This window comes from Synechococcus sp. BIOS-U3-1 (assembly GCF_014279975.1).
Lineage (GTDB): Bacteria > Cyanobacteriota > Cyanobacteriia > PCC-6307 > Cyanobiaceae > Synechococcus_C.
Genome location: NZ_CP047936.1, coordinates 833410 through 856833 on the forward strand (window position 1 = coordinate 833410; position 23424 = coordinate 856833).

A 23424-nucleotide genomic window follows, 5' to 3' on the forward strand; every position below is an offset into this window, starting at 1 on the left:
TTGGTTCCATGCGAGCTTTTGGCTTGGTTGACAGAAGTTATCCCAGATGTTTCTAGACAGCAAATCTTAAACGTAGTCATTGCAACCGTTTTGAGAGATCTTTGCTCAGATGAATACATTGTGTTGATGACAAAACGTTGTTTGAATTGTCTGATGGCTGTCATTTAATCTGCTGACTCATTAAGAAGGGGCATCCTTATTGACTTCGATGCACTTTTCTTGGCAAAAACATCTTGAGCCATTCAGAATTGTATCGATTAATGCAGACAATGATAGTGGTAATCGTCTTGCACTTATGGAAATTACGCTCACGATTCTTGCGTAGGATCTATCGATGTACGAGGCAAGTCTTTCAGGGACCTATACCCGGAGTGACACCGGCCTTGGCTAAACGTCTTTGCAGTCTTCTCTGATCGACTGTAAGGAACAGCAGGAACTGCTGCTCTTTCTTGCGGTGCATGTCATGCAACATTCTTTTGTTGATCGTTAGGTTGCAACCAAAGGCAATAAAAAAGCCGGATTTCTCCGGCCTATTACCCCCTTTTGCCAAGTTTTATTCTCGCGAACCTTTACTTTGCATTGGGCAGACAGGCTGAGGCTGTGGCATCGGACAGGCTGGCTCTTGTTGTTGGCTCATAAGAGACATTGATAGAAGTTGACCCAACCCTTTGAAACGCAATTGGCAGAACTTTCAATAGGTAGAAATTCTGCTTAGTCAATGTTCGCCGCTGCTTGGACTCCTGGCCACATCGCCGCAAACTCTTTGTCTGAAACGACCGGTGTCACTTCGAACTTGATACCGAAACCTTTAATCCAAGGTGCCAGATGAGTCCAGACTTTGCCGATATCGCTTGCCACGGTGATGGCCATTCCCCTGCCAGCTATAGGATCGCATACGCGGTACTTCAGTTCGAAGCCTTCAAATTGGTCGCCTGCACCTCCTGCATTGATGTATTCGGCGAATGGAGGACATGCTTCCCAGGAGCTTGCCACGGTTGAGAAGTTCCAGATAATCAGATAGTGCTGCATGAGGCTCTGTTAGATACAGCTCTTCGTAGCAGAAACCAGGTTTTGGCACAGTTGCGGTTGATTCATGCGTGTGTGTTGTGATTCAGGCATACCTTATCGAGGTCTTTGCTGAGCATCTTCATGCCTTCCAGCATGTCAATCAGTTGTCAACTGTGATTGTTGCTTTGCGGATAGTGAGTATTGGATCCACTCAAGAGCAAACTGGGCAGTAACCGCTGTGATCCCCAGAATCAGGATGAGATCAAGATTGTGTCTTGAGAGCTGCGCTGTAGCGGCCGAGAAAATGATGAAGCCTAAGGCTCCTATTGATGTTGCAATAGCCCAGGCTCGACGTTGCGCATCTTCATTACAGAGTTGTCCGAGTCGGTCGATCGTTAATGTACCAGTCATCATGTCCCAGACCCCAATCAGGAAAATCGATGCAGATAGCATGTAAACATTCTCCGAAAATCCCAAAAGAATAACTCCCAAGAGTCCAACACTCGAGATTAATGGAAGGAATATTCTGGTTGTTAGTTTGTCGGAAACTACGGCGGGGATTAATCCGCCAACGATCAAACCGACTCCGAATAGGCTGTCGACACTGCTTGACATCATTGGCGTAAGCCCGGTTTTTTTGATGGCAACCAGCGGCTCATAAAGAATCGCAGGTATTTGGCCAACTTGCATGAGGGCAAAGCCCATAATAATGATTGGTATGAGCAAATTTGATTTTTTGTTGGTTTTGAGTCTTTCGTAATCTTGCTCAGATCCTTTAGTGGTTGCAGCGACGTTTTCTTTGAATTGTTTGTTTCTTATGACCAGCTTCAATGTTGGTAGGCTGAGAATGATTGTTAGTATTGCGAGGATATTCCAGGCTGTGGGTGCAGATGTTGGAGAAAATAATCCGATGGCAACAGCTCCGAGCAATGATCCGATTCCGCCCCCACACATCATCAGGCCTGTCGCTTGTCTTCTCCACTGGTTTGGGATCTGTTCCAGCGCGAAGGTTGGTAGCCCTGACACAATATGGGCTGCTCCCCATCCGGATAGCAGTCTGAGGATTGTTTGACCTGTCAAATTACTAAATTGCCCTTCCATAATTATTGAAACGATGATCACGATGATTGCGAAGCGTATAGATCTAATGGATGCTTCTCTGCTTTTCATATAGGCCTGTTGAATGCAGCCAGCCAGATATCCAAACATATTGATCGCAGCGAGCTTGCCGATGTCTTCGACAGCAATCCATTGGGCTTCTGCCATCAGGCTGCCGACGATTCCAAAGTCAAACCGGACCAGGCCAAGCGCGATGGCAATTCCGAAGCATCCACCCAGTAGATCAAGTGACCAATGGTTCCAATCCAGCTTCATTGATTGCCCCTCCTTGCTCCGAAGTCTGAATTCTCAACAAATCATTGGATGTGATCAGCATTAACAGGCCAGATCTTTTGATCTGACCTGTTAGCGCCATCAAAATCCTCTTTGGTTCAATTTTATTATTGAATTCTTGTTTGCTCTGCACCCCATTTACTATCGCATTTGATTTACCCCGTTATACCTTCGCCAGGTTGGATGGCGGAGATGTGCTCCCTTGTCAGTTCGATGCAGCGTCTGATCCAGAGGCGGATGGCTGATGCGTTGATCCCTGGTCTGTTGTACTCGGCAGTCGTAGACCCGTGCTGTCCTGAAGTTGGCGCAACAAGGTGGCGATCGAGAGGTTCATTTGTCCATCACGTTCTCCGATCAGGGACACTTCCTCCACTTCGATGGGTTGCACCGTGTCGCTCAGCATCGTGAGTAGTGGCTCCAGCTTCTGCAGCAGGAACAGGCGTTTGGCGTCAGAACCTGATCGTTTCAGTGAGGTCACAAGTTCCTGCAGGCCTTCGGCCTGCGATCGCCCCTGCTCAATGATGGATGCCGCGGCGCCTTTTGCATCTGCCATCATCGTTTCGCACTCGGACTCTGCAGGTGCAATCACATCGGCTTCGAGTTGCTGCATCACTTGCTTGATCCGTTCTTCCTGCACCGGTAATTCGGCTTCGGCCCGTGCTAGTTCGGCTCCGACCTGTGCATCCACTTCGGCGATCAAAGCATCACGGCGAGTGAGCGCATCTTTGATGCGTTTCTGAGCATTGGCAGTGGCCACAGCGAGCTCTTTGTCGAGTCTCCGTAGCGAGGTGATGCGTGCATTTTCAGCTTGCTTCACGGCTGATTGAGATGTGGCTTCCGCCTCTGCAATACGTGAGTCTCGCTTGAGTTCCACCAATTGTTTACGACCAATGGAATCCAGATAGCGCACATCATCTGAGATGTTCTGGATCTGGAGAGTATCGAGGACCAGCCCCAACTTCTGTAGATCATCTTCGGCCTCCTCTAGAAGGGTCCTGGCGAACGTGATCTTGTCTTCGTTGAGTTGCTCAGGAGTCAGGCTGGCCATCACTCCGCGCAGATTTCCCTCAAGGGTTTCTTTTGCAATATGGCGAATGTCGTCCTGACTCTTGCCGATCAGACGTTCGATCGCGTTGTGGATTCCAGGTTCATCACCGGAAATTTTGATATTGGCGACTCCGGCAACGTTGAGTGGGATTCCTCCTTTGGAGTAGGCGTTCTCCACACGTAACTCGATGATCATGTTGCTGAGGTCGAGTCTCATCACTTCTTCCAGAACAGGGATGCGCAGAGCACTGCCCCCGCGCACGGTGCGATAGCCCACCTTGCGCCCGTCTCCGGTTGTTTTGCCCAAACCAGCAAAAATCAGCACCTCGCTGGGCTGACAGATGTAGTAAAGCTGACGCAGAAGCACGACAAACGCCCAAAGACCTGCGGCTCCAGTAAGACCTACTGCAAAAAACATCACTTCACTCCAGTTGAGGACAAGGTGCCGAGCAGATCGACGCCAAGGATGTCCTTGACTTGCTCGAAGAATTGACGAACCACTTTGTGGTTCAAGGCCACGAGGCTGGCCAGGCTCGATGCGTCATTTCCATCGAGCGCAGTGATGCGTTTGAGCTGAAGCTGCGCAGGTAGTCGGGTTGCTTGCTCAAGCACCATCTCGATCTGTTGCAGCAGAAAGACAAGCTCAGCTGTGCTGCCGGCATCTTTCCAGACTTGAGTGAGCATGTCGTTCACAAGGGCGCTGGCTTTGACATCCTCTGCAGTCGCTGCTGCTTGACCTCGAGCCCGTAGCTCTTGCGCTTTTTGCTGAGCTTTGGATGGGAGAACTGCTTCAGCCTTCAGACGTAGACGCTCCAGTTCTGCGCGCACTTTTTGCAATTGTTGTTCAGCTCGCGCTCTGGCTTCCTGCTCTGCGGCTTCTGTCCGCTCCTCCTCCGAGCGGGCCTGTTTTTCCATTTGGGCGACTTTGGTTCGCACGTCGTTGTTTTTTTCAATGACCACGGTGTCGGCTTCAGTGCGCACGACTTCAGCCACTTCCTCCATCTCCGCTTCAATACGCTCGGCTTGACCGATAGCCTCTGCTTCAGCGATTTCAGCATCTCGAACGATCTGGGCCACGCGCCTTCGGCTGATCGAGTTGAGGTAGTCGACGTCGTCGTAGACACTCTGGATTTTCAGGGTGTCCAGTTGTAGGCCCAGCCTGCGTAGGTCTTCGCCAACATCATCGGCGATTTGTTCAGCAAAACGTAGGCGGTCTTCATTGACCTGCTCCGGTGTTAGCTGTGCCAGCACACTGCGAAGGTTGCCTTCCAGATTTTCTTTTGCAACCTGCACGATCTCCTTGTTGTCGCGGCCGAGAAAACGTTCGATTGCGTTGTTGCGGATCTCGGGATCAGTGCTGACCTTCACATTGGCGATCGCCTGAATATTGAGAGGTGTACCGCCCTTTGAATAGGCGTTGTTCACTTCAACCAGGACTGGCAGCAAGGTTGCGTCCATGCGCCTGGCTGTCTCAAGAATGGGCTTCACAAAGGTGCAGCCGCCATTGGCAACGACCCGGTAGCCCTTGACGCCTTGGTTTCCCTGATTAGATCTTGAGCCTGTAACCACAAGCATTTCACTGGGTCTGCAGATGCGGATCATCCAGCGGCTGATCAGGGTGAGTGCAACGATCGCCACAAAGACAGCGGAACCGATTGTCACTACTGCTGCTGCAGGGTTGCTGCTTGGTTGTCGTTGGGCAAAAATCGGGACTGGTTCCGAGGCCAAACTGTTGTGCATGCATGGGATGGCGGCTGCCCCTCCCTAGCCACACCCCAATTAACTGACCATGTCCAGAGCATCCACAATCAACGTGGTGCCCTCACAACGCAGAATTACCACGCTCTGGCCTCGGTCCAAATGACCGCAGATACTGCGTGCTGCCCGTCTTACCAAGCTGCCGCGCACCGAGGTCTCTACAAAGCCCCGCTGACTTTCACTGACCGGCAAGGTCACTTTGGCTTCGAGTCCGATCAGATCTCCCGCGAGTACGACCGTATTCGCATCACGTCTTGCTAAAAATCGCAACGTCAGTGATGCGCACCACCCCAGGCTGACTCCCAATAACAGCGCGATGGGAAGGTTGAAGTGGGAGGCAGTTGTTCCTGCAAAGAGCTGTAGCAGCAGGCCGCAGAGCCCAAACCCAGCTAGTGAAAAAGACCAGAATGATGTGCTGAATAGAACAGCTGGGTTTCCACCTTCAGCGATTCCGCTTGCAGCATCACCATCAAGGATGCCGTCTGACTCACCTGCGATCGACAACGTGATCAATACTCCGCCTGCGATCAAGCAGATGAGATAGGTCCAGGTCATCACAATCGACTGGCAGAAGACTCATCATGGGCTTGTCATCAGCAGTTGTCTGCAGCTGATAGCTGATCAAAAAAGCCCCGCTGATGGCGGGGCTTTTGATTTGCGGTTGTTGGATCAGCCTTCGAGCTTGGCGGGCTTGGCGTCACCTTCCCTGAGCTCGGCGTCGATGATCATGACGGCGGCTGGGTTGTTTGCTGCGAACTTGACGCGTCCGAGCAGGTAAGCGGCTTCGTGCTCAGAGAGGCGCTGATCATCAACGATGGGATCAAGGAAGACGGAGGTGCGCCTGTCGAGATCCTGCTCAGCGGTGCTATAGAGCTGGAGTACTGAGGCGGTTACATCAGCTTCCAAGCGGAAGACATTGGCCATCACCTGTTCGACATCAGGCCATTGCTGACGAGGTGGTTCAACGGTGTCGAGAACAGGCCTCTGACCTCTAGAGATCAGGTAATCGGCGAACTTGGCGGCATGCTGCTCTTCCTGCTTGGCTTCATCGCGTAGATGCTCGGCAAAGCCGACGAGTTCGCGTTCAGCAAACCAGATGGCAGCAGCGAAATAGGCGGCTGCGGACTGACGCTCAAGGTTGAGATGAGCTTGCATGAGATCCAGCATGTCGCCGGACATGGGTTCGGCCATGGCACGGCCTGCAGGACCGACGGGAACGGCAATGGTGGCTTGAGCGGTAACTGAATTTGTCATGTCGAATCTCTTGGAGGGATGAGACAGTTCTACATCACAAAAGAGCGAAAGATAAGGGTAAAAACCGAACATTAAGGGATCAAAATATGCTTTTGAGAATCACATTCAAGAGCCGTAAATATGCATTTGAGAATCACAGTCAGGAGTGTAAATATGCTGATGAGAATCAGTTTCGTTTGCGTGAGTTGCCCGATGAGGCCTTGTCGCTGCTGAACGGGGGTCCTAGCCGCGCTTGTTCAGCGCAGTGGCTCCAGGGCGTTCGATGTGTGTTGGTCGATGCTTTGTTCGGTCGGAGCAATGTCTCCTCCCTCAGTTATTGAGCTCGAATCCTGTGGCCCGCAGAAAGTCGTTATTTCGGTAACGAGCGAAGATGCTTATGATCACCCATGCACTGAATCATTTTCGCGCGATAGAAGTTCAGTCGCTACTTGTTCGATTTTAATGGACAAGATTTGGGTATCTTTTGTGTATGCCGAATCGCTCGAATGCATGGCGCAAAGTCGAAAAGTTTGCTGATATTTATTCAGGTTGAATTAAGTGATAGAGAACACATGATCCAATTGATTCAAAGCGGTATCGCCAATCGCGGCAAGTCATTTCTTGCTTCAATCGTGTTGGCCTTATTTGTTTTTGGTGTTGTGCAGATGCTTAGTACCGCTTGAGTGCCAGCTTCTTTTGCTGGTCTGGGAACCTGGATAGGCTTTATCACGAGTCGTCTGGTTGTTTTGGGCTTGAGGTGTTGAGAAGCTGTATTGGGCTTTAACGGCTTGGCAATCCACCACTGCTAGGAGGGTGTCAGCGTGTTGAGCTACTGAATAAAAACATGCGTGTGGAGCAGATTTGATGCAGAGTTAGTGCGGTCAGCACAACCAATAGCCGTGCACGAACTTTTGTTGATTGCCCAGCTGATTGCCTCTGATGATTCAACTTTTCAAGCTTGGGTTGATAGTCGGACCCCTGAGGAGCTCTGCGAGATCTACAGAGACGGCATGATTCCTGCCAATATGCTGCCGGGCGGTCGCGCTGACACACCCTGCGGTTTCGGCAATGTCGATGACCCTATGGATTACGTTCCTCGCTGATTGATTGCTTGAGTTTTTCGTTAGCGAACTGGCGGTGCGCATCGACGCCAGCCGACCTGAACCATATGCCTCCAGGTCTCACTGGCGATCTGGTTCGATAACTTTTGCCTTGATTGAGGGACTGGTGGTTGTGGACGAACCCATGTGTATGTCCTCAACTCCACCCACTGCCCAGGAGTCATTGACGAGTCGGTCTTGAACTGCACAAGCAGTTGTTGGTCACCATTTACGAGCCAGCCTTCTCCACCAGGCTTGTTGAATGGTTCAAACGGATTTAAGCATTGGTCCAACATGAATAGAAGTCTGGCTTCGCCGGGATCTCAGCTGTCGTTGAATGTCTTCAACTCAGCACGTTTGTCATCACTCGCTGCATCCGCGATTGTGGCAAATTTCCATGGATGCTTAATCGAACCTGTTGCTGTTTCTAGCTATCAAGGGTGTGTTGCCCATGAGATATGCAAACTCTTCTGATGATCAGCCTTCTGATGATTGGCGTTGATGGGCCGGTCACACCCTCTGAACTCAGTCAAGATCTTCAGAATGGAATTTTGGCTGAGGAGCCCAGACTGAGCTCATCGGCTTGGACTGGTGGTCCAGAAGACAACATGTGGACAGGTGGTGAGCAATAGTTTCATGATGGGTTGCTTCGCCCTGCGAAATCAATCTGTCTTCCTGCCTCCTTTCACGATAGAAAGTCTTTTTTTGAATTCCCATATCTTTTTCATTTTCAATTTAATATGCTTTGGAGGCCTTGACGCCTTGATAGCTTTTTGTTTTGCGCGCTAATGGCCGCTGACAGATCTAAAAAATTTGGCTATAGATAACTTAGGGATCTTGGTGGTCAGTAATTAATAATAAATCTGATGATTTCAAAGTAAACTCTATAATTGATACAGCCAGTACACAGCCTGAGCAGACTTCCTTGTCTTGGACCCCACAAGCGATTGCGTTATCTGTACTCCTGTTTGTTGCTGCGGGGTTTTTGGAAGTCGGTGGAGGTTGGCTCGTTTGGCAAAGTGTCAGGGAAGGGAAAAATTGGGCTTATGCCGCGTTTGGAGTGATGGCATTGATTAGCTATGGATTTGTGCCTTGTTTGCAGCCCACTTCCGACTTCGGTAGGATTTATGCAATCTATGGTGGATATTTTATCGTTCTAGCATTTCTCTGGGCCAGGCAATTTGATGGCTACTTGCCGGATCTTGGTGATGTAATAGGTGTGGGGATTGCACTTCTTGGTGTTTTTGTGATTACGCTGTGGCCTCGTTAATCTCTGTCAACGTGATTCGCTATTAGTTCGAGTATTGGTTCAGCAGTAATCTTCAGTTGTTATGTTTGATTGTCGGTGATTGAGAATTCTTTTTTGACGGTTTTCATATGCTGCCTCAGATTTATGGTTCTTCTTGATGGCGTCTGGATCCCATCTGTGCACGCCATAAATCAACCATTTCTCGTGCACGTGTATGAGCGGAGAGCTCTCGGCTGCTAACACCCTTGCGGTATGTCTGGTCGAGAAGCTGATCCAGCCAATCGAGAGCCGCTTCATCAAGATGCCATTCTGTGGAGTATTGACTCATCTTTGTTCACGCTGTTGTTGTTGATGCAACATGTCATTGCTAAGAGCCTTCACTGTTTGAGCTGGCGAAGTTAGCTGCTGACCAGTTTTCATGACTCGTTGGTTTTTTATCTGTTCTGATACTCTTGAATGAGTTCTTGCACTGCTACTTCAGTTTCTCTTTTTTTGAATTCTTCGAGAGTCTCAATTTTCATTAGTTGCAAGTCAAAAAGCAGTTCGATCACTGCGCCACCATTGCACTCTTCGGACGAGTATCCTTCTGCGGAGTGAAGTGATTTCGCGAGGTAATCGCTCAATTCATTTTCCATTGCTTGATCTTTTCTGGAATTATATACTGTCCATGGGCTAATGACATTAATTGAACTCAAGAGGTGATCTGAGCTATGTATTGAGCTTATAGTTTTGTCGCATAGGGAATATGCGGCTGTATGAATATCATTGGTTTTAGCTATAATTAATCATCATAGATTTACATTCGCTTTGGTTCGAGCCTAAGAGCTGAGGGGTTGGCGCTGGTGCCGACCCCGTAAGGCTGTCTTTGACCATGGCCTTTGATTTGAGAGTCACGTCCAGTTGGAGTGACCTCTCAACTTCTCACCAGACTTTTGGCAGAAGTGACTGACCGGCCGCTACTTCGATCACGATTGCTACAACAAAGCCAAGCATCGCCAATCGACCATTCCAGGTTTCTCCATCAACCCAGGTCTGCATGCCGAAGGTCTCTTCCATTGCGCTTTTGCTATCCGCTTGTTGATTGGCCATGGTGTTTACGAAACTTCACTTATTTTTGCAAACTTGTTCGCGTGGGGGTGCTGCAAATAGCACATGGGCATGATTCGCATGGCATCAAGCCCATGTCGCAAGGGTTCAGGCGTGTTTCGATGCTGTTGTCTCGCGGCCTAGCCACTCAGAGGAGATCATCTGTTGTGAAGTTGACCTAAGAGCCTCGCTGCCAGGCCCCTAGAAATCCGCCGCTGGACGAGTAAATCGCAGATCCAGTCGAACAGTGGAATCGAATCACTGCTTGCAATCCGTTGTTCGAGTGCTCTCAGCTCAGCCACGCTTCTGCACCCTCGTAAAGCATCGATCAAGGTGTCTTCCTTGGGCTGAGCAGTCAGTACCTGTGTTGAGTTCAAGCTATGGGCCGGTATCTGCTCTTGTCATGGCATCCCTTGGGTGCTCTTGTCACTCCTTGTGCGTCAGCGCTCACCCATTGATTCACTGTCCGTAGCTTTCAGTAGGCCCAGTGCCTGCATGACTTGCAGGCGTATTCCGCCGAGTCGGCTCCATGCAAGTAAGGCTTCTTCTTTGGATTTGTAAGGGCGCCAGTCGTCTTCCTGGATGCGTCTGCGCAGGTGACTTGCCACTCTTTCGGCGACTCTGACATCGCTTGCAGCCTTTAGATGCAGGGGCTGGCCGTTGAGGGATCCTTCAACGCTCATCGTTCAAATCCATTCCAGCCCATTGTGTTGGACTGAGTCTGGATTCGACGCAGGCTGCCCTGTGCTGGCTGCATTCAATCTTGCTTCCAATGTTCCGTTGTCGTTCCATGGAACCGATCGACCCTCTGTTGCTGAGTCTGTTCGCGGTTGGATTGGCTGCCAACATCACCGTGCTTGTCGTTTCGTTTCGCCAGATTGACCGAAACGAGAAGCAACGTTTACAGATCAATCGGATGCGGGGCCGGCTCAATAGGCTTCTGCAGCAACGTTCCTGACCTGTCCCGCGTGCTGCTTCTGTTTGTTGCCGGTGGTTTTCTAGCTCTTCTTGCACTAACGCAATATCTTGTTCGCCGCTCGATGGATGACGGGAAGGAACGCTGATCGTCAGCGTTTTGCGATGCCCCTGCCATTTCCGATCAGGCCTGCATCAATCACAAGACCGACCAGAACAATCAGCAATCCACTGAACGATTGCACTCCTCCAAATGAAAAGGTCGCCCAGCAGACGCCAAGTGTTGTTGTTGGTAGTAAAACAAATCCCAGAATTGGGATGATCGGATCGGGAATTGCCAGGGAAGCGAAGGGCTCAAGCACCACTTCAGGACTAAAAAGCCAGAGCAATACCATGATCAAACGCGGTGTGATTAGTCCAAGCGCGGCAAAAACAAACATCAGCTCGCACCGACGACTTCGAAGCTTCCTGAGCTTGTCACTGAGAGAAACAACCAGAGCTTTACATCATTCACTGCAATCTGGATCACAGGCCAGTTATCAATCTCTGGATTCATAGCAGCTGATCGGTTCATGTTTTTTAGGTGGCAAGCTCTTCTTGGGCTGTTTCAGTTGGGTTGTTTCAGTCAGGCCGCCTCACTCAGGCTGTCTCAGTCGACAGCGGACGAAATGCTGTTTCGCGTGTGAAGGCGCATGCAGTGATCAGGGTGCATAGTCCGCCGAAGGCCACCCATGCGCCGGGCAAAACAGGATTGCCGGACTGTGCAATCAACCAGGTTGCAATTAGTGGGGTAGTTCCGCCGAAATAACCTTCTGCAACATTGAATGCAACGGCCAAGCCGGTACAGCGAACCTCGGCAGGCATCAGTTCAACGTTGGCGGGATTCTTGCCGCCTGCCAGCAGAGCTACCGCCACGGTGAGCCCTAATTCTCCCCAGAGCACGCGCTGAGGATCACCGCTGTGTATCAGGTTGAACAAGGGCAGTGCCCCGAAACAGAGCAGCGATGAGCCGCTGATCAGCATGGGTTTGCGTCCGATGCGGTCGGAGAGCCAGGCTGAAACCGGATAAAGCAGCAGCAGTACAGCCAGTACTCCGGTGTTCAGGCTGAGGGATGTTGCAGTACTCAGGCCATCGACTTCCTCCAGGTAGCTCACTGCGTACACGAACACGGCGTAATACCCAATGCTGCTGGCAATGTTCAGCGCCATCACACGCAGGACCTGCAGGCGATAGCGACCAAAGGTGTCCCGAATTGGGGATTTGGCTTGCGGTTCGATGATCTCAGCACCAATCCCTCTGCGAATTACTACGCCACTGGCGGCTACCAGTGCTCCAAGCAGGAACGGCAGACGCCATCCCCAGCTTGCTAACTGGTCTGGGTTGAGTGTGTGGGCCAGCAGATCACCGAAGCCGGAGCCGATCAGCATTCCCAGCACGGATCCCCAGAGCCCCCAGATCGCGAAGAAACCACGCTGACGGGGCGGGGCGTTTTCGCTGAGGAAAATAATTGAGCTGGTGTACTCGCCTCCCACTGACAAGCCTTGAACCATGCGAAGCAGCACAACTGCAATTGGAGCCGCGATGCCGATTTGCTGATGCGTCGGGAGTAGACCCATCAGCACGGTAGGCACGGCCATCACCATTACGGACAGTTGTAGAACTCGCTGCCTTCCTGCCAGATCACCGATGCGACCGAACACCATCCCCCCGAGAGGCCGCACTAAAAATCCGGCAGCAAAGGCCCCGAAGGCTCCGATCAGTGAGGCATTTGGGTCACTGGAAGGGAAGAACTCCTTGCCGATGGTGGTCGCGAAGTAGCCGTAGATGGCGAAGTCATACCACTCCATCACGTTGCCGATCAGGCCAGCCAAGAGCACTCTGCTAGTGCTTTTGGCGCGGGGTTGGATAGTCATCGTGTTGCGTTCATGGTGGCGGGGTCATTGCGGTTGATCGGAGATCTCATGCAACCGGTCAATCAGTAGATCCACGTCTGTCTCAATCCCACCGTCCTCAGCCCATGCTCCAGGAACGTGGCGCGCCTGAACCACGTCATTCAGTCTTTGTCCGTTGCGTCGAGCCAGGAGAGTCGCTGTGGTGTTTCTGCCTGATGCTGAGACCTGATCTCGATCGCTGGATGGATCTGACAGATTCCCGATTAGATGACAGGCCAGTCGTCTCTGATGTGGGGATGAGCGATGTTCCCAGAGGTAGATCGCCTGCCAAGTACCTAGCAGTAGTCTGCCGTTTTCAACACTCAGGCTCATGGTCTGTGTAGTGAGCGCTGTGCGGATGTGTGCTGGCATGTCGTCGTCACCTTCGTCGTTGTGCAGGTAACGGCGACGTCTACCGTCCGGTCCGCTAGGCCCAGCTCCGTCCTGGGGGACCATTGCATTCATCCATGCCGCCAAATCGTCCAAAACCCGAGGATCGGCATTTTCGTTGATCGTGAGGCTGCAACTGGTGTGTAGGCAGGTGAGATGTATCACTCCGGTCATGAGTCCGGATTGACGCAGGCACTGATTGAGTTTGTGGTTCAGGGGGGTGAAACCGGGTCCGTGCGTGTTGACCTCCAGGTGCGTCAGCAGTTGATCTAACGCCATACCATTGGCCCCGCAGCTCTTTATTTAGCGCGATCCCGACGGCAATGGAATCGCTCGCCCCACCTTGGGCGTGATCAGTGTGCAGTCTTCGGGAAGATCGCCGCAATCTGTCGACGCATCAGCGGCGTTGAGCAGGCTGCTGATCATTCCGCTGAACTTCACATCGCCACCTGTCGTGCTAGCCAGCACGGTCTTGGGTTGGAATCGGCTGATCAGATCAGGCATCACGCGAGCGCCTGTGATAAATGCTCCCAGCACCGGCAAGCCAAGATCCACCACTGGAGTGATCAGGGTATCGACGCTGCGCTGATCGATCGCCGGATCCAAGACACCATGGGGTTCGAGATACAGGGACCCTCCTTGCCAGTCAAGTAAGTAGCCGTTCTCCACTGCCGGGACTGCTGCTCCAGCGGTGGCCTGGATCTTCAATCCAGCAACCGTAGTGGTATCGCCGGGTTGCAGCTCGGTGATGGTCTCAAATCCCAGACGCTGCACCACGCGAGCGGCGGCTGCTGAGGCCACCACGGGGATCTGCTTCGACAACACCTGAAGCGTTTCAGGATGGGCATGGTCTGGGAGCCCCTGCGTGAGTAGAAGCAGATCAAGCTGATCGGGGATTGGCACCAGAGTTGGCATCTCACCTTTCAGCAACCAGGCACCCGGTGGGAACACCAACGGGCCAGTGAGCCATGGGTCCAGCAGCACCCTGAGTTCTGCCATCTCCAGCAGCCAACCATTGGCTCCGAGATACGTGGCTGTGTCTGTCATCCCCGGCCAATCCAAGCCTTGTGACGCTAGTCAATGCACTGGTTCACCCGAGCACTTGCCCGCTCAGCTCACTCAGCTCAGCACTCTCAGCTCAGCACTGCCAGACCAACGCCTGTTACGGCCAGGATCGAAGCCATAAGAACGGATGGTTTCAGTTGATCCCCCTCAGCACGTGCCACCAGAAGGGCCATCACCGGTGCGGTGCTCAGCACCGTGATACCAATGCCCAGAGGCAACCTCTGCAGCACGACCTGTTGCAGCAGGATTCCGAGAACGGTCCCCAGCACTGTTGCAGTCAGCACCCGCGGCCAGCGCACACTCCGCGGGCGGGGTTGTGGAAATCTTGCTGCTAACCGCAGCCAGGGAAGCAGAAGCAGCAAGCCACCCAGCAGACGACAGGCAGCACTTTGCAGAGGTGTGAGCTCACTGTTGATGAGAACACTGCGCGAGACGGCGGCGCCTGCCACACCGCAGACCACAGCCAGCAACCCCAGCACAAAGCCCTGCAACTGAACACGGCGGCTGCGGTCCAGTAGGCGTGTGGCTTCAGGTGGTTGCTGCAGTGCAACCAAAACCACAGAGATCGTGACGATCAGTGCACCAGCCCAGCCCTGAACTGACAGCTGCTCTCCCATGGTGAACCAACCCCCAGCTGCTGCTGCGACGGGGGCGAGCGATTCCAGGGTGAGTGTTCTGCGTGTTCCGAGACGTCTCAGTGAGGCCAGATAAAAGCTGTCTCCCAGGGAAATTCCCAGCCCTCCACTGATCAGCAGCAGCATCAGGCTCTGCACCTCTTCGTTCCAGGGGAGTGTGACCAGCACCGGCAGCAATACTGCGCAGGCGATCAGGTTCTTTAGCCCGTTGAGTTGAATCGCGCTGAGGGAGGTGGACAGACTTCGCCAAAGACTGCTCGCCAGTGTCCATGCCAAAGCTGCGACCAATCCCGCCAGGATCCCCACTTAGTGCCTCCGTTGCAGGATCAGACCCACCAGCAGTCCGATCACCAGAGCTCCGGCTCCATGGCCCTGCAACAGAGTGAGGCCGAGCACTAGTCCGAGCAGGGGAGAATTGAGCAGCACCGCAAGGCACCCTCCGACAACACCAGCACTCCAGGTGTCGATGCTGCCAATCCAGGGAATCCATTGGTGCAGTCCCATTCCAAATGCACTGCTGGCAAGGATCACCGGAAAAAACTGGCCGCCTCTCCATCCGGTCTCAAGGCAAAGTCCGACCATCAGTAATTTGGCCAGCGCTGACAGCATCAGGACGCTCGTATCCAGCGTCCATTTGTTCAGCACGAGGGGTTGTAACTGGTTCTCCCCCGAGAAGCCTGCCAGTGGTAAACCCCAGAGGCAGAAACCAATCAGCAACCCTGTGCCGATTGGTATCCACCAGAAGCGTTGTAAAAGCTCAAGCTGGTGCAGCCACTGCCGCCAGCATTTGATCAACTGACCTGCCAACCAACCCGCAAGCCCAGCGAGTATTGCCGCCAGCAACGCACCCAATCGTTGCGAGGGATCAGAGGGCCAGGCATAGGCCACGCCTCGCATCCCTCCGCCCAGGTCACTTAAACCGTGGAAAGCCACAAAACCAGCAACGCCACCAATGGTTCCTGGCAGCCAGCGCCAAATCAGCTCCCACTGACATCCTGCTATGGCAGCGCCGCCTACTAGAGGTGAGCGGAACAATCCCAAAGAGCCAGCCATTGCGGCAGCTACCAGGTCGCGATCCGCGCCTTTCCAGATGGCATGGCTCGCAACGGCGACGAGGCGTGTCATTAACGCCTCCGGACCCAGTGTTCCCCCGCCCGTGATAGCCAGCATGCCTCCGATCACTTGCCTGAGGCCGTGATGCGTGTTTAACCCTTCCGGCTCCTGTAGTTCAGCGAGCGTCTCCGACATCTCGGGCAGCGCACTGTTTGAACGATGCCGTTGCAGCAGGCTGAGAGCCACGCCGATCGTTCCCGACCAGGCCAGGCACCACAGCAAGGAACGATCGGTGGGTAAACCCCGCTCGACCGATGCACCCCAGATCCATTTTTGAAGCATCAGTGTGGTGCTCACCACAAGCGCTGCAAGCCCTCCCCCCGCGGCTCCAGCCAATAGCGATCGAGCAGTGCCTCTAAGTAGACTCCGTGGTTGGGTTGGTGGCGGATCGATCACCAGTAAGGGTCGGTGGCCAACTCCACCTTGAGCTGGCCTGATGCTGACGCAGGCACGGTGCTGATGCAGGCCCTCACGGTGGAGCCATCGACATCGATCTCGCAGGCGCCGCAGCTCCCTCCCATGCAGCCAGTGGGCACATGCACGCCGGCCTGCCGCGCCGCCGACAACCAGTCCTCGCCGTTGTAGCTGACGCTGCGCTGGCCGTCCGGCCACAAGATTTCCACCCTGTTGTGCCCAGAGGTCACGTGGATGTGTCCAGCAGTGGTTCCAGATTCACATGCTGTTCGAAGGCATCTGCCAATCGGTCCAGAAGTGCGTCTCTCTGACGACTGTGGTGAGGTTGCTGTTCACTGAGGTCCGCTAGGCCCCGCCTGCGTCGCAAGCGGTTCAGCCAGCGTCGTCGCCAGGGTCCGTTCTCGAAGATTCCATGTAGGTAGGTTCCTGAAGTGGTGTCACGGACCCAGCCCAGACCTTCATCAGCACTGAATGCATCGCAATCTTCGATGGCTTCACTGGTTCCCCGATGCAGTTCGAAGCCCTCCACCTCCAGCTGTGGTTGCTGATTCGGCCAAAGCGCAAGCGCTTGCCGCTGATTCAGCGCTTTTTCGCCGCTGAACACCGTTCGCAGGGGGAGCAGGCCAAGACCGGTCATCACCCCACCGGACTGCCCTGGAGGCCCATCACCTTCTAGTCCATGGGGATCATGTAGTTCAGCCCCAAGCATCTGCATGCCACCACAAATCCCAAACAGCTCACCGCCATTCTTGGCGTAACGGACTAGCTGATTTTCCAGTCCACTGCTGCGCAGAGAAGCAAGATCCCGGAGGGTTTGCTTGCTTCCGGGGATTACCACGGCATCAGGAGATCCAAGCGGTTCGCCCGGTGAGATCCAGCGCAGCTCAACCGTTGGCTCCGCTTCCAGGGGGTCGAGATCCGAGAAGTTGCTGAGTAAGGGCAGTCTCAACACGGCAATCTCCAGCTCGGCGCTGCGCTTGCGTCCTCGCCTTTCAAGCAGGTCTAGGGAGTCTTCAGGCGGGAAGAGCTCGTCAAGCCATGGCATTACTCCCAGCACCGGAATGCCCGTGTTGGTGTCAAGCCAGCGTCGTCCTTCGTCGAAAAGCTCTCTCCTGCCCCGAAACCGATTGATCAGAAGCCCACGGATTAGTCGCCGTTCATCAGGTTTCATCAACTGGAGCGTGCCGACGATCTGGGCGAACACGCCTCCACGTTCAATATCGGCAACCAGCAGGCAATTGGCTTGCAGATGCTTGGCCAGTCGCAGGTTGGTGAGATCGCGTGATTGCAGGTTCACCTCCACTGGACTGCCGGCCCCCTCGAGCACCAGTCTTCCTCCAGGATGACTGGCCTGAAGATCTTCGAGACCACTGCGGATGGCCGCCCAGCCAGAGTCGAACCAGTCCCTGTAGTAGTGCTCTGCCCTGCATGTCCCAGCAGAGTCGCCGAGGTGAATGACCTCGCTAGTTGAGTCGCCCTGAGGTTTGAGCAATACAGGGTTCATGACATGCATCGGCTCGAGCCCGGCGGCCCAAGCCTGCAATGCCTGGGAATACGCCATTTCGCCGCCGTGCTGATCAACCCAGGCGTTATTGCTCATGTTCTGCCCCTTGAAAGGGAGCGGTGTTTCGCCTCGACGTTTCAGCACTCTGCACACCGCTGCAGTCATCAGCGACTTACCTGCTCCACTGCTGGTGCCCAGAACCATGAGTGGAGTCGGGCGGGATGACCTGCTCACTTCGTTTCGCCCTGATGCACAAGATGCAGCATTGCGGTGCTTCGTTCATGACGTCATTGAGATTCTGAAGGGTTGTGACGACACCTGTTCCGGATTGTGGTGGACAAGTCAACTTTTCCTGATTTGATAAATACGCTCAAAGAGGTAGTCCTTGCTCCGAACCAGGCAACACAAAAGCGTGTTCGGAGTGGCTGTTGGTTTGCTGTCAATCAGCTACCCCTTCTCTGCGACTTATGCGCAAGTCGCAGAGCCTGTGACCGCTGTTCAGGTCAACCCTGGGGCATCAGCCGGTCAAGTATCCGAGCAATACACTCTCTCCGCCGAACATCAGGCTGATCAGCTTCTGGCAAGACTAGATGCCATGCGACAGAAAATTGATCAGTCTGCTCGTAAAATATCTCTTGATGAAGCGATTGCGCTGGGGATTCGCAATAATCCCGAACTGATTTCAGCCTTTCGATCTATTCAGCATTATGAATGGCAATTGATTGCTGCGCAACGTCAATGGTACCCCACTTTTGAAATCAGTAACGGAGCGCCTACACTCGGCTTGGATGTTGTTACTTATACGACTAAATACTACAATGATCCAAATCGAACATCTGTCAGTACAACTCCCGGCAGCGCTATAGGTAGTGAACCTCTTTCGATATCTCAATATCAAAACACTTTAAACTTTCAGCCAAATGCTTCTATTTCATGGAATTTTATTGACCCTTCTCGTCAACCTGATATTAACGCGGCGTCTGAAGCCCTGCGCCAACAAAAGTTGCTTTTCGAGGTCAGTGCTCGCGATTTGATTCTCAATATTCAGTCTTCGTATTTTGCTCTGCAAAGTACTCGACAACTGATTGAAAAGTTTTACAAAATTTACGATATTAACCGTCAGCTGCTTGAAGTCAATAAAGCGCGTTATGAAATTCGTTTGGTGTCCATGCTGGCTCTGGCTCAGACACAAACTCAGCTCTACAATCAGTTGAATCAGTTGCTGGGATACACCAAACAATTCATTGAGGAATCATCAACTCTTGCGATGCGTCTTGGCTTGCCGGCTGACGCACTTGCTTTGCCTGATGAGAAGGCCAATCTTTATCGTGACTGGTCTATGACGCTGCCTCAAACAATTAATCGCGCCATCGAATCACGAGAGGAGATTCTTGCCAGTCTTGCTGCGGCAGAGGAAGCGCGTTGGGATGGGATCAGCAAGGTAAACAATTATTTGCCAATTATCCTGCTATACGGAGAGGGTTCTCTTTCGATGGAAAGCGGTGTGATTAACGGTTTCCCCGGTGGTGACAACACTCAGTATGAGCAGCTTCGTACTCAGTGGGATGGTGCCGTTGGCCTGGGATTTGAATGGACCTGGGATGGAGGAGTTGATGCCGCCACGGCTCGTTCTGATAACGCCCAGGAAGAGATGGAGCGTTCCAAGGCCACGATGAATCGTCTCAAGGCAGTTCAGCAGGTTCGCTCCAGTTTTGGGCAATATGAAATTTCGCGAGTTGCCGTCGATAGTGCTCGTTTGGCGTACAAGTCGGCGCAAGTGGCTCAGGAAGCAGCCCGGGCCCGTTATGAGATTGGTCTTGGAGATATCACGTCCATTGTTCAAACGATTGAGCAGTTGGGAACTGCTTCCGTCTCACTATCTGACTCCATTCTTAATTACAATAATTCAGTAGCCCAGCTCTACCGTTACTCGGCAACCTGGCCGGGTGAAAGTGATCAATTAGTGCGTCAGCAGGAGAAAAACCTTAGATGAGAGAAATCTTCGAAAAGCGTGCCCTGCGCAACCGTCACCAGGCCGGAGATAAGACCACTCCAATTGTTGTTCTTTCTCCGCCTCTGCGAACTACCTTGGGGCTTGGGGTCGCTTTGGCCGCAGTTGGTGTTTTGTGGGCATTTCTGGCAAAAATACCGATTGAGGTTAAAGGAACCGGTGTTCTGCTGCCAGTGGGTGAGATCAACCGAGTACGTTCCCAAGTGGGTGGCATTGCCCGCTGGATGTTTGCTGAAAAGCAAAATAACTGGGTTGCTGATGTTCAGCAATTCCAGCGTCAGCCAGATCAGTTATCAGATGCAGCTGTACTGGATCTCTCGCGTCGCATCCTCCTTACTTATTCAACGTCAGAGTTCTCTGCCCCTTCCCAAGCCAATGGTGTACTTTCCAGTGACAGGATTTACCCCAAGGGGACTTTGTTGATCTGGTTGCAGTCGCTTCAAGAGCAGGAGTCGTTGCAGGCCCAGGTTGACACCCTTGTTTCGGTTGGTCGTCTCAATCGTATTCAGCAAAAAACACTGATTCAAAAACAGTCGATCCTCGAACAGGAACTTAAAAGTCGACAGTCTTTTCTCAATTCAATGCTCGATCTGACGAAAAAGGGTTTCGTTAGCAGGCCAACAATTCTCCAAAATCAAGCTGAAGTCGATAACCTCAAATCAAAAGTTTTTTCTAATCGAGATTCTTTAGTTCACTTACAGACTGAATTGCAGCAGTCATTCATCAAGTTGCGCAAGTCGTTAGCTCAGATGATTTCGAATGGGTTTGTTTTTGCCGATTACGACTTGTATATCCGTCAGGTAATTCCCAATAATGGCGAAGGCGTTTCGCAGGGGGATCCTCTCTTGCTACTGAGTCGTCATTCGTTGAGTAATCCAGTGCAGGTCCCTGTATTCCTCTCCGAGCGTGAATCTGCTCAAGTCACTGTTGGTATGTCGGTGCTTGTCACCCCGGTGGGAATGCGTCGTTCTGAGGTGGGTGGAATTCTTGGACGCGTTGTGCAGATGTCTGAACTGCCGAGCGGCGATAAGGATCTGGAAGCGCGTATTGGTTCCAGCAGCTTGGCGAAGGTCATTCAACAGCGTGAACCCAGTCCCACGCTTGCGATTGTTGAACTGCAACGCTCTGATCAAGACCGGGGCGGGAACCGTGGGGGTTATGTCTGGAATTCCAAGAGCGATTTGCCTTTCTCGCCTAAAACCGCTGATCAGCTCAATGTCTCGATTACAACCCGTCGTGTAGCGCCCATTTCCTTGGTGATTCCACGACTGAGGCTGTTGCTGGGGCTGGCTCCACCTGAACCGCGACTAAAGCAAGATCGTCAATCGGATCAATCATCGTCCTTGCTAGACGCCAGTCCAGAGGTGTCTGGCTGATGACGTCCTCTGCTTCTCGCCGGGTCAAGGCCAGCACCGTTCTGCAGTACGAAGCGACCGAGTGTGGTGCGGCATCACTGGCCACGATCCTCCGTTATTACGGTCGGATCGTGCCACTGCCTCAGCTACGGCGCGAATGTGGTGTCAATCGCGATGGTTCCAATGCTCAGCGTGTGCTGTTGGCAGCTCGAAGCTACGGGCTTCAGACCAAGGCCTTTCGCTGTTCCGGCGAGCAGCTTGTTTTGCAGGGACAGTTTCCCTGTGTCGTCTTCTGGGGATTCAATCATTTCCTTGTACTTGAGGGGTTTGATCAGAAATACGCCTATGTGAGCGACCCCGCTGAAGGTCGGGTTCGCATCTTGAAAGGAGAGTTCTTCGATCAGTTCACCGGTGTAGTGCTGGAGTTCAATCCAGGCCCGGAATTCAAGCGTGGAGGCCATGACGAATCTCCGCTTTGGATGCTGCCTGGATTGCTGCTGCCTTATCGGAGGCAGGTGCTGAGTCTGCTTCTTGTCGCCTCGATTCTGCTCATTCCGAATCTTTTAGTTGCAGGGCTGACATCCTCTTTCATCTCTGATTTTCTTCAGGAAGAAAGGCTTTATTTCGGTATTCCCATCGTCTGGTTGTTGGGATTCAGCTGCGTACTTTGGCTCATTCTTTTGGTCGTGCAGTTTGTCTTATTGCGTCGGCTTGAACTTTTGCTTTCCAAGAAGCTCACAGTTGACTTGTTCGAAAAGCTTTTCTCTGCTCCATGGTCGTTTTTTCAGGTTCGCATGGGTGGAGAACTGGCGTCCAGGATGTTGCTGGGGATGAGTATTACCCAGGTTGTTGTTGCACAATTGCTGCGTTTTGTGGTGACCATCTGGGCGGCGCTGCTTTTGATGGTCGTTACCTGCCTGATTTCGTTTTGGCTGACCGCACTTGTTGCAGCTCTGCTTGTCACCAACCTTTTGTTCAATTGGTGGCTCACAGTTCGCCGTTATGACGCCAACCGCAAACTTGCCATTGAGCAGGGAAAGGCGCAGGGCCGTGCCCTGCAGGGCATCAACTCCATTCAAACACTCAAAGCCTCCGGACTTGAGTTCGACTTTCTGAGTCAGTGGCAGGGGAATTTTGGATCGGTTGTTGAACAGAACCAGTTGCTTGGTGCCCAGCTCGCCTGGTCCAGCATCAGTGCCAGTAGTGCCACATTGTTGCTTCAAGGTCTGGTGATCACTGTCGGTGGTCTGTTGATCATCGATGGAAGAATCTCTCTGGGTCTGCTTGTTTCGTTTCAGTTCCTTCAAGCCCAGTTGGTGGCACCGATTTCCACACTCCCTCAGTTGAGTTCTACCGTTCAGCGTCTGATCGGCAATCTGGGCCGATTGATGGACCTCACGACCACTGCGGATGATCCACATGTGCGCAGTTTTCAGGCTGCCAGGGGTGGAATCGATACGCAAGATCGTCTCCAAGGACGAATCACGCTTGAAGGTGTTGCCTATGGATTCAATGCCGTTGATCCTCCCTTCATCCCGGCCATCGATCTGGATGTTCCGGCTGGATCAAGTCTGGCGTTAGTTGGTGCGAGTGGATCCGGCAAGACCACCTTGATCCGGATGCTTGCAGGTCTGGTTGACCCGCTTCAAGGTCAGATTCTGTTCGACGGAAAAACCTGGGATCAACTGGATGACCAGGTCGTGCGCGGGAGCATCGCTTATGTGCCGCAGCAGGTGTTTGTTTTCAATGCCAGCCTTCGTGACAACATCACTCTCTGGAATCCTGATTTCACTAACGAAGACCTTCAGGCTGCAGCGGCTGATGCTCAATTGCTCGAGATGGTCAACTCGCAACCAGAGGCTTTTCAGCGACAACTGCGGGATAATGGTAGTGATCTCAGTGGTGGAGAACGCCAGCGTCTTGAGATATGTCGTGCCCTGATTCGTCGACCTTCGATTCTGCTTCTTGACGAAGCCACCAGCTCACTCGATAACCTGACACAGCGTCAGGTGATTGACGCCGTTCAAAAGCGCGGCATTACTGTCGTCAGTTGCGCCCATCGGCTTGACGCAGCACTGAGCAGCCAACAGGTTCTTGTTCTCGCCCACGGCAAGGTGGTTGAGCGTGGTCATCCTGATGCCCTGTTGGCTAATCCGGATGGAGCGTTCACGAAGCTTGTGGCAGCAGAACGGCGCGATCAGGTGGAGGTTTGATAGC

Annotated in this window: 25 protein-coding genes; 7 read left to right on the forward strand and 18 right to left on the reverse strand. The window is 52.8% G+C overall.

Annotation, left to right across the window (positions count from 1 at the left end; genetic code table 11):
- Positions 1-711 precede the first annotated feature (711 nt).
- The 6 genes from SynBIOSU31_RS04260 to SynBIOSU31_RS04285 form a co-directional block, all read right to left on the reverse strand.
- Positions 712-1029: a DUF3303 domain-containing protein gene (locus SynBIOSU31_RS04260; protein ID WP_186492250.1), complete on the reverse strand. Its 318-nt coding sequence runs from the start codon at positions 1027-1029 to the stop codon at positions 712-714.
- Positions 1030-1164: 135 nt separating this feature from the next.
- A complete protein-coding gene (locus SynBIOSU31_RS04265) occupies positions 1165-2382 on the reverse strand; it encodes an MFS transporter (protein ID WP_186492251.1) in 1218 nt (405 codons plus the stop codon).
- A gap of 223 nt (positions 2383-2605) precedes the next feature.
- The gene (locus SynBIOSU31_RS04270; RefSeq protein ID WP_222930056.1) at positions 2606-3865 is read right to left on the reverse strand and encodes a flotillin family protein; all 1260 of its coding nucleotides are present in this window, start codon (positions 3863-3865) and stop codon (positions 2606-2608) included.
- Positions 3865-5187 (reverse strand): flotillin family protein, encoded by a 1323-nt coding sequence (locus SynBIOSU31_RS04275; RefSeq protein ID WP_186492252.1) that lies wholly within the window; start codon positions 5185-5187, stop codon positions 3865-3867. Before SynBIOSU31_RS04275 ends, SynBIOSU31_RS04270 begins: the two co-directional genes overlap by 1 nt.
- A 39-nt stretch (positions 5188-5226) precedes the next feature.
- The gene (locus tag SynBIOSU31_RS04280; RefSeq protein ID WP_186492253.1) at positions 5227-5760 is read right to left on the reverse strand and encodes an NfeD family protein; all 534 of its coding nucleotides are present in this window, start codon (positions 5758-5760) and stop codon (positions 5227-5229) included.
- 114 nt (positions 5761-5874) lie between these two features.
- Positions 5875-6459 carry a ferritin gene (locus tag SynBIOSU31_RS04285; RefSeq protein ID WP_186489259.1) on the reverse strand — a complete coding sequence of 195 codons (585 nt, stop codon included), beginning with the start codon at positions 6457-6459 and terminating at the stop codon, positions 5875-5877.
- A gap of 428 nt (positions 6460-6887) precedes the next feature.
- Between SynBIOSU31_RS04285 and SynBIOSU31_RS04290 the strand changes: the two genes are divergently transcribed.
- Together SynBIOSU31_RS04290 and SynBIOSU31_RS04295 are read left to right on the forward strand one after the other, a co-directional pair.
- Positions 6888-7121, forward strand: a complete 234-nt coding sequence (locus SynBIOSU31_RS04290) for a hypothetical protein (protein ID WP_186492254.1) — start codon at positions 6888-6890, stop codon at positions 7119-7121.
- Positions 7122-7337: 216 nt separating this feature from the next.
- Entirely contained in the window at positions 7338-7541 is a 204-nt protein-coding gene (locus tag SynBIOSU31_RS04295) for a hypothetical protein (protein WP_186492255.1), read from the forward strand.
- Between the two features lie 20 nt (positions 7542-7561).
- On the opposite strand, the gene SynBIOSU31_RS04300 is transcribed toward SynBIOSU31_RS04295, so the two are convergent.
- The gene (locus tag SynBIOSU31_RS04300) at positions 7562-7834 is read right to left on the reverse strand and encodes a DUF1651 domain-containing protein (RefSeq protein WP_186492256.1); all 273 of its coding nucleotides are present in this window, start codon (positions 7832-7834) and stop codon (positions 7562-7564) included.
- Between the two features lie 629 nt (positions 7835-8463).
- Between SynBIOSU31_RS04300 and SynBIOSU31_RS04305 the strand changes: the two genes are divergently transcribed.
- Positions 8464-8808, forward strand: coding sequence for a YnfA family protein (locus SynBIOSU31_RS04305; RefSeq protein WP_255477356.1), 345 nt, complete (start codon positions 8464-8466; stop codon positions 8806-8808).
- 413 nt (positions 8809-9221) lie between these two features.
- Here SynBIOSU31_RS04305 and SynBIOSU31_RS04310 read toward each other — a convergent pair whose 3' ends face one another.
- The 3 genes from SynBIOSU31_RS04310 to SynBIOSU31_RS04320 form a co-directional block, all read right to left on the reverse strand.
- Positions 9222-9482: a hypothetical protein gene (locus tag SynBIOSU31_RS04310; protein WP_186492257.1), complete on the reverse strand. Its 261-nt coding sequence runs from the start codon at positions 9480-9482 to the stop codon at positions 9222-9224.
- Between the two features lie 226 nt (positions 9483-9708).
- On the reverse strand, positions 9709-9876 hold the full coding sequence (locus SynBIOSU31_RS04315) for a chlorophyll a/b-binding protein (RefSeq protein WP_255477357.1): 168 nt from the start codon (positions 9874-9876) through the stop codon (positions 9709-9711).
- A 437-nt stretch (positions 9877-10313) separates the two neighbouring features.
- Entirely contained in the window at positions 10314-10556 is a 243-nt protein-coding gene (locus SynBIOSU31_RS04320; RefSeq protein ID WP_186492258.1) for a hypothetical protein, read from the reverse strand.
- Between the two features lie 107 nt (positions 10557-10663).
- On the opposite strand from SynBIOSU31_RS04320, the gene SynBIOSU31_RS04325 reads away from it, so the two are divergent.
- A complete protein-coding gene (locus tag SynBIOSU31_RS04325; protein WP_186492259.1) occupies positions 10664-10831 on the forward strand; it encodes a hypothetical protein in 168 nt (55 codons plus the stop codon).
- A gap of 109 nt (positions 10832-10940) precedes the next feature.
- On the opposite strand, the gene SynBIOSU31_RS04330 is transcribed toward SynBIOSU31_RS04325, so the two are convergent.
- The 8 genes from SynBIOSU31_RS04330 to SynBIOSU31_RS04365 all read right to left on the reverse strand — a co-directional run bounded on the left by SynBIOSU31_RS04330 (position 10941) and on the right by SynBIOSU31_RS04365 (position 18045).
- Entirely contained in the window at positions 10941-11183 is a 243-nt protein-coding gene (locus SynBIOSU31_RS04330) for a hypothetical protein (protein WP_370593674.1), read from the reverse strand.
- Between the two features lie 244 nt (positions 11184-11427).
- Positions 11428-12702 carry an MFS transporter gene (locus SynBIOSU31_RS04335; RefSeq protein ID WP_186492261.1) on the reverse strand — a complete coding sequence of 425 codons (1275 nt, stop codon included), beginning with the start codon at positions 12700-12702 and terminating at the stop codon, positions 11428-11430.
- Positions 12703-12726: 24 nt separating this feature from the next.
- Entirely contained in the window at positions 12727-13389 is a 663-nt protein-coding gene (locus tag SynBIOSU31_RS04340; RefSeq protein WP_186492262.1) for a secondary thiamine-phosphate synthase enzyme YjbQ, read from the reverse strand.
- A 24-nt stretch (positions 13390-13413) separates the two neighbouring features.
- On the reverse strand, positions 13414-14157 hold the full coding sequence (locus tag SynBIOSU31_RS04345; protein ID WP_186492263.1) for an MBL fold metallo-hydrolase: 744 nt from the start codon (positions 14155-14157) through the stop codon (positions 13414-13416).
- Positions 14158-14243: 86 nt separating this feature from the next.
- A complete protein-coding gene (locus SynBIOSU31_RS04350; RefSeq protein WP_186492264.1) occupies positions 14244-15116 on the reverse strand; it encodes a DMT family transporter in 873 nt (290 codons plus the stop codon).
- Positions 15117-16220, reverse strand: coding sequence for a chloride channel protein (locus SynBIOSU31_RS04355; protein WP_255477359.1), 1104 nt, complete (start codon positions 16218-16220; stop codon positions 15117-15119). It lies immediately after the preceding gene.
- A gap of 95 nt (positions 16221-16315) precedes the next feature.
- Positions 16316-16567: a 2Fe-2S iron-sulfur cluster-binding protein gene (locus SynBIOSU31_RS04360; protein ID WP_186492266.1), complete on the reverse strand. Its 252-nt coding sequence runs from the start codon at positions 16565-16567 to the stop codon at positions 16316-16318.
- Positions 16564-18045: a cobyric acid synthase gene (locus SynBIOSU31_RS04365; RefSeq protein WP_186492835.1), complete on the reverse strand. Its 1482-nt coding sequence runs from the start codon at positions 18043-18045 to the stop codon at positions 16564-16566. The genes SynBIOSU31_RS04360 and SynBIOSU31_RS04365 overlap by 4 nt, the downstream gene beginning before the upstream one ends.
- A 283-nt stretch (positions 18046-18328) precedes the next feature.
- Between SynBIOSU31_RS04365 and SynBIOSU31_RS04370 the strand changes: the two genes are divergently transcribed.
- The 3 genes from SynBIOSU31_RS04370 to SynBIOSU31_RS04380 are packed head-to-tail and all read left to right on the forward strand — an operon-like array spanning position 18329 to position 23420.
- Positions 18329-19834 (forward strand): TolC family protein, encoded by a 1506-nt coding sequence (locus SynBIOSU31_RS04370; protein ID WP_186492267.1) that lies wholly within the window; start codon positions 18329-18331, stop codon positions 19832-19834.
- The gene (locus tag SynBIOSU31_RS04375; RefSeq protein WP_186492268.1) at positions 19831-21228 is read left to right on the forward strand and encodes a hypothetical protein; all 1398 of its coding nucleotides are present in this window, start codon (positions 19831-19833) and stop codon (positions 21226-21228) included. Before SynBIOSU31_RS04370 ends, SynBIOSU31_RS04375 begins: the two co-directional genes overlap by 4 nt.
- Positions 21228-23420: an ATP-binding cassette domain-containing protein gene (locus SynBIOSU31_RS04380; protein ID WP_186492269.1), complete on the forward strand. Its 2193-nt coding sequence runs from the start codon at positions 21228-21230 to the stop codon at positions 23418-23420. Before SynBIOSU31_RS04375 ends, SynBIOSU31_RS04380 begins: the two co-directional genes overlap by 1 nt.
- Positions 23421-23424: the final 4 nt, after the last annotated feature.

Excerpts from the sequence above, each read along its gene's own strand:
- SynBIOSU31_RS04260 (WP_186492250.1), bottom strand. The coding sequence starts at position 1,029 with ATGCAGCACTATCTGATTATCTGGAACTTCTCAACCGTGGCAAGCTCC.
- SynBIOSU31_RS04265 (WP_186492251.1), bottom strand. The coding sequence starts at position 2,382 with ATGAAGCTGGATTGGAACCATTGGTCACTTGATCTACTGGGTGGATGC.
- SynBIOSU31_RS04270 (WP_222930056.1), bottom strand. The coding sequence starts at position 3,865 with ATGTTTTTTGCAGTAGGTCTTACTGGAGCCGCAGGTCTTTGGGCGTTT.
- SynBIOSU31_RS04275 (WP_186492252.1), bottom strand. The coding sequence starts at position 5,187 with ATGCACAACAGTTTGGCCTCGGAACCAGTCCCGATTTTTGCCCAACGA.
- SynBIOSU31_RS04280 (WP_186492253.1), bottom strand. The coding sequence starts at position 5,760 with ATGACCTGGACCTATCTCATCTGCTTGATCGCAGGCGGAGTATTGATC.
- SynBIOSU31_RS04285 (WP_186489259.1), bottom strand. The coding sequence starts at position 6,459 with ATGACAAATTCAGTTACCGCTCAAGCCACCATTGCCGTTCCCGTCGGT.
- SynBIOSU31_RS04300 (WP_186492256.1), bottom strand. The coding sequence starts at position 7,834 with ATGTTGGACCAATGCTTAAATCCGTTTGAACCATTCAACAAGCCTGGT.
- SynBIOSU31_RS04315 (WP_255477357.1), bottom strand. The coding sequence starts at position 9,876 with ATGGCCAATCAACAAGCGGATAGCAAAAGCGCAATGGAAGAGACCTTC.
- SynBIOSU31_RS04320 (WP_186492258.1), bottom strand. The coding sequence starts at position 10,556 with ATGAGCGTTGAAGGATCCCTCAACGGCCAGCCCCTGCATCTAAAGGCT.
- SynBIOSU31_RS04325 (WP_186492259.1), top strand. The coding sequence starts at position 10,664 with ATGGAACCGATCGACCCTCTGTTGCTGAGTCTGTTCGCGGTTGGATTG.
- SynBIOSU31_RS04330 (WP_370593674.1), bottom strand. The coding sequence starts at position 11,183 with ATGGTATTGCTCTGGCTTTTTAGTCCTGAAGTGGTGCTTGAGCCCTTC.
- SynBIOSU31_RS04335 (WP_186492261.1), bottom strand. The coding sequence starts at position 12,702 with ATGACTATCCAACCCCGCGCCAAAAGCACTAGCAGAGTGCTCTTGGCT.
- SynBIOSU31_RS04340 (WP_186492262.1), bottom strand. The coding sequence starts at position 13,389 with ATGGCGTTAGATCAACTGCTGACGCACCTGGAGGTCAACACGCACGGA.
- SynBIOSU31_RS04345 (WP_186492263.1), bottom strand. The coding sequence starts at position 14,157 with ATGACAGACACAGCCACGTATCTCGGAGCCAATGGTTGGCTGCTGGAG.
- SynBIOSU31_RS04365 (WP_186492835.1), bottom strand. The coding sequence starts at position 18,045 with ATGGTTCTGGGCACCAGCAGTGGAGCAGGTAAGTCGCTGATGACTGCA.
- SynBIOSU31_RS04375 (WP_186492268.1), top strand. The coding sequence starts at position 19,831 with ATGAGAGAAATCTTCGAAAAGCGTGCCCTGCGCAACCGTCACCAGGCC.
- SynBIOSU31_RS04380 (WP_186492269.1), top strand. The coding sequence starts at position 21,228 with ATGACGTCCTCTGCTTCTCGCCGGGTCAAGGCCAGCACCGTTCTGCAG.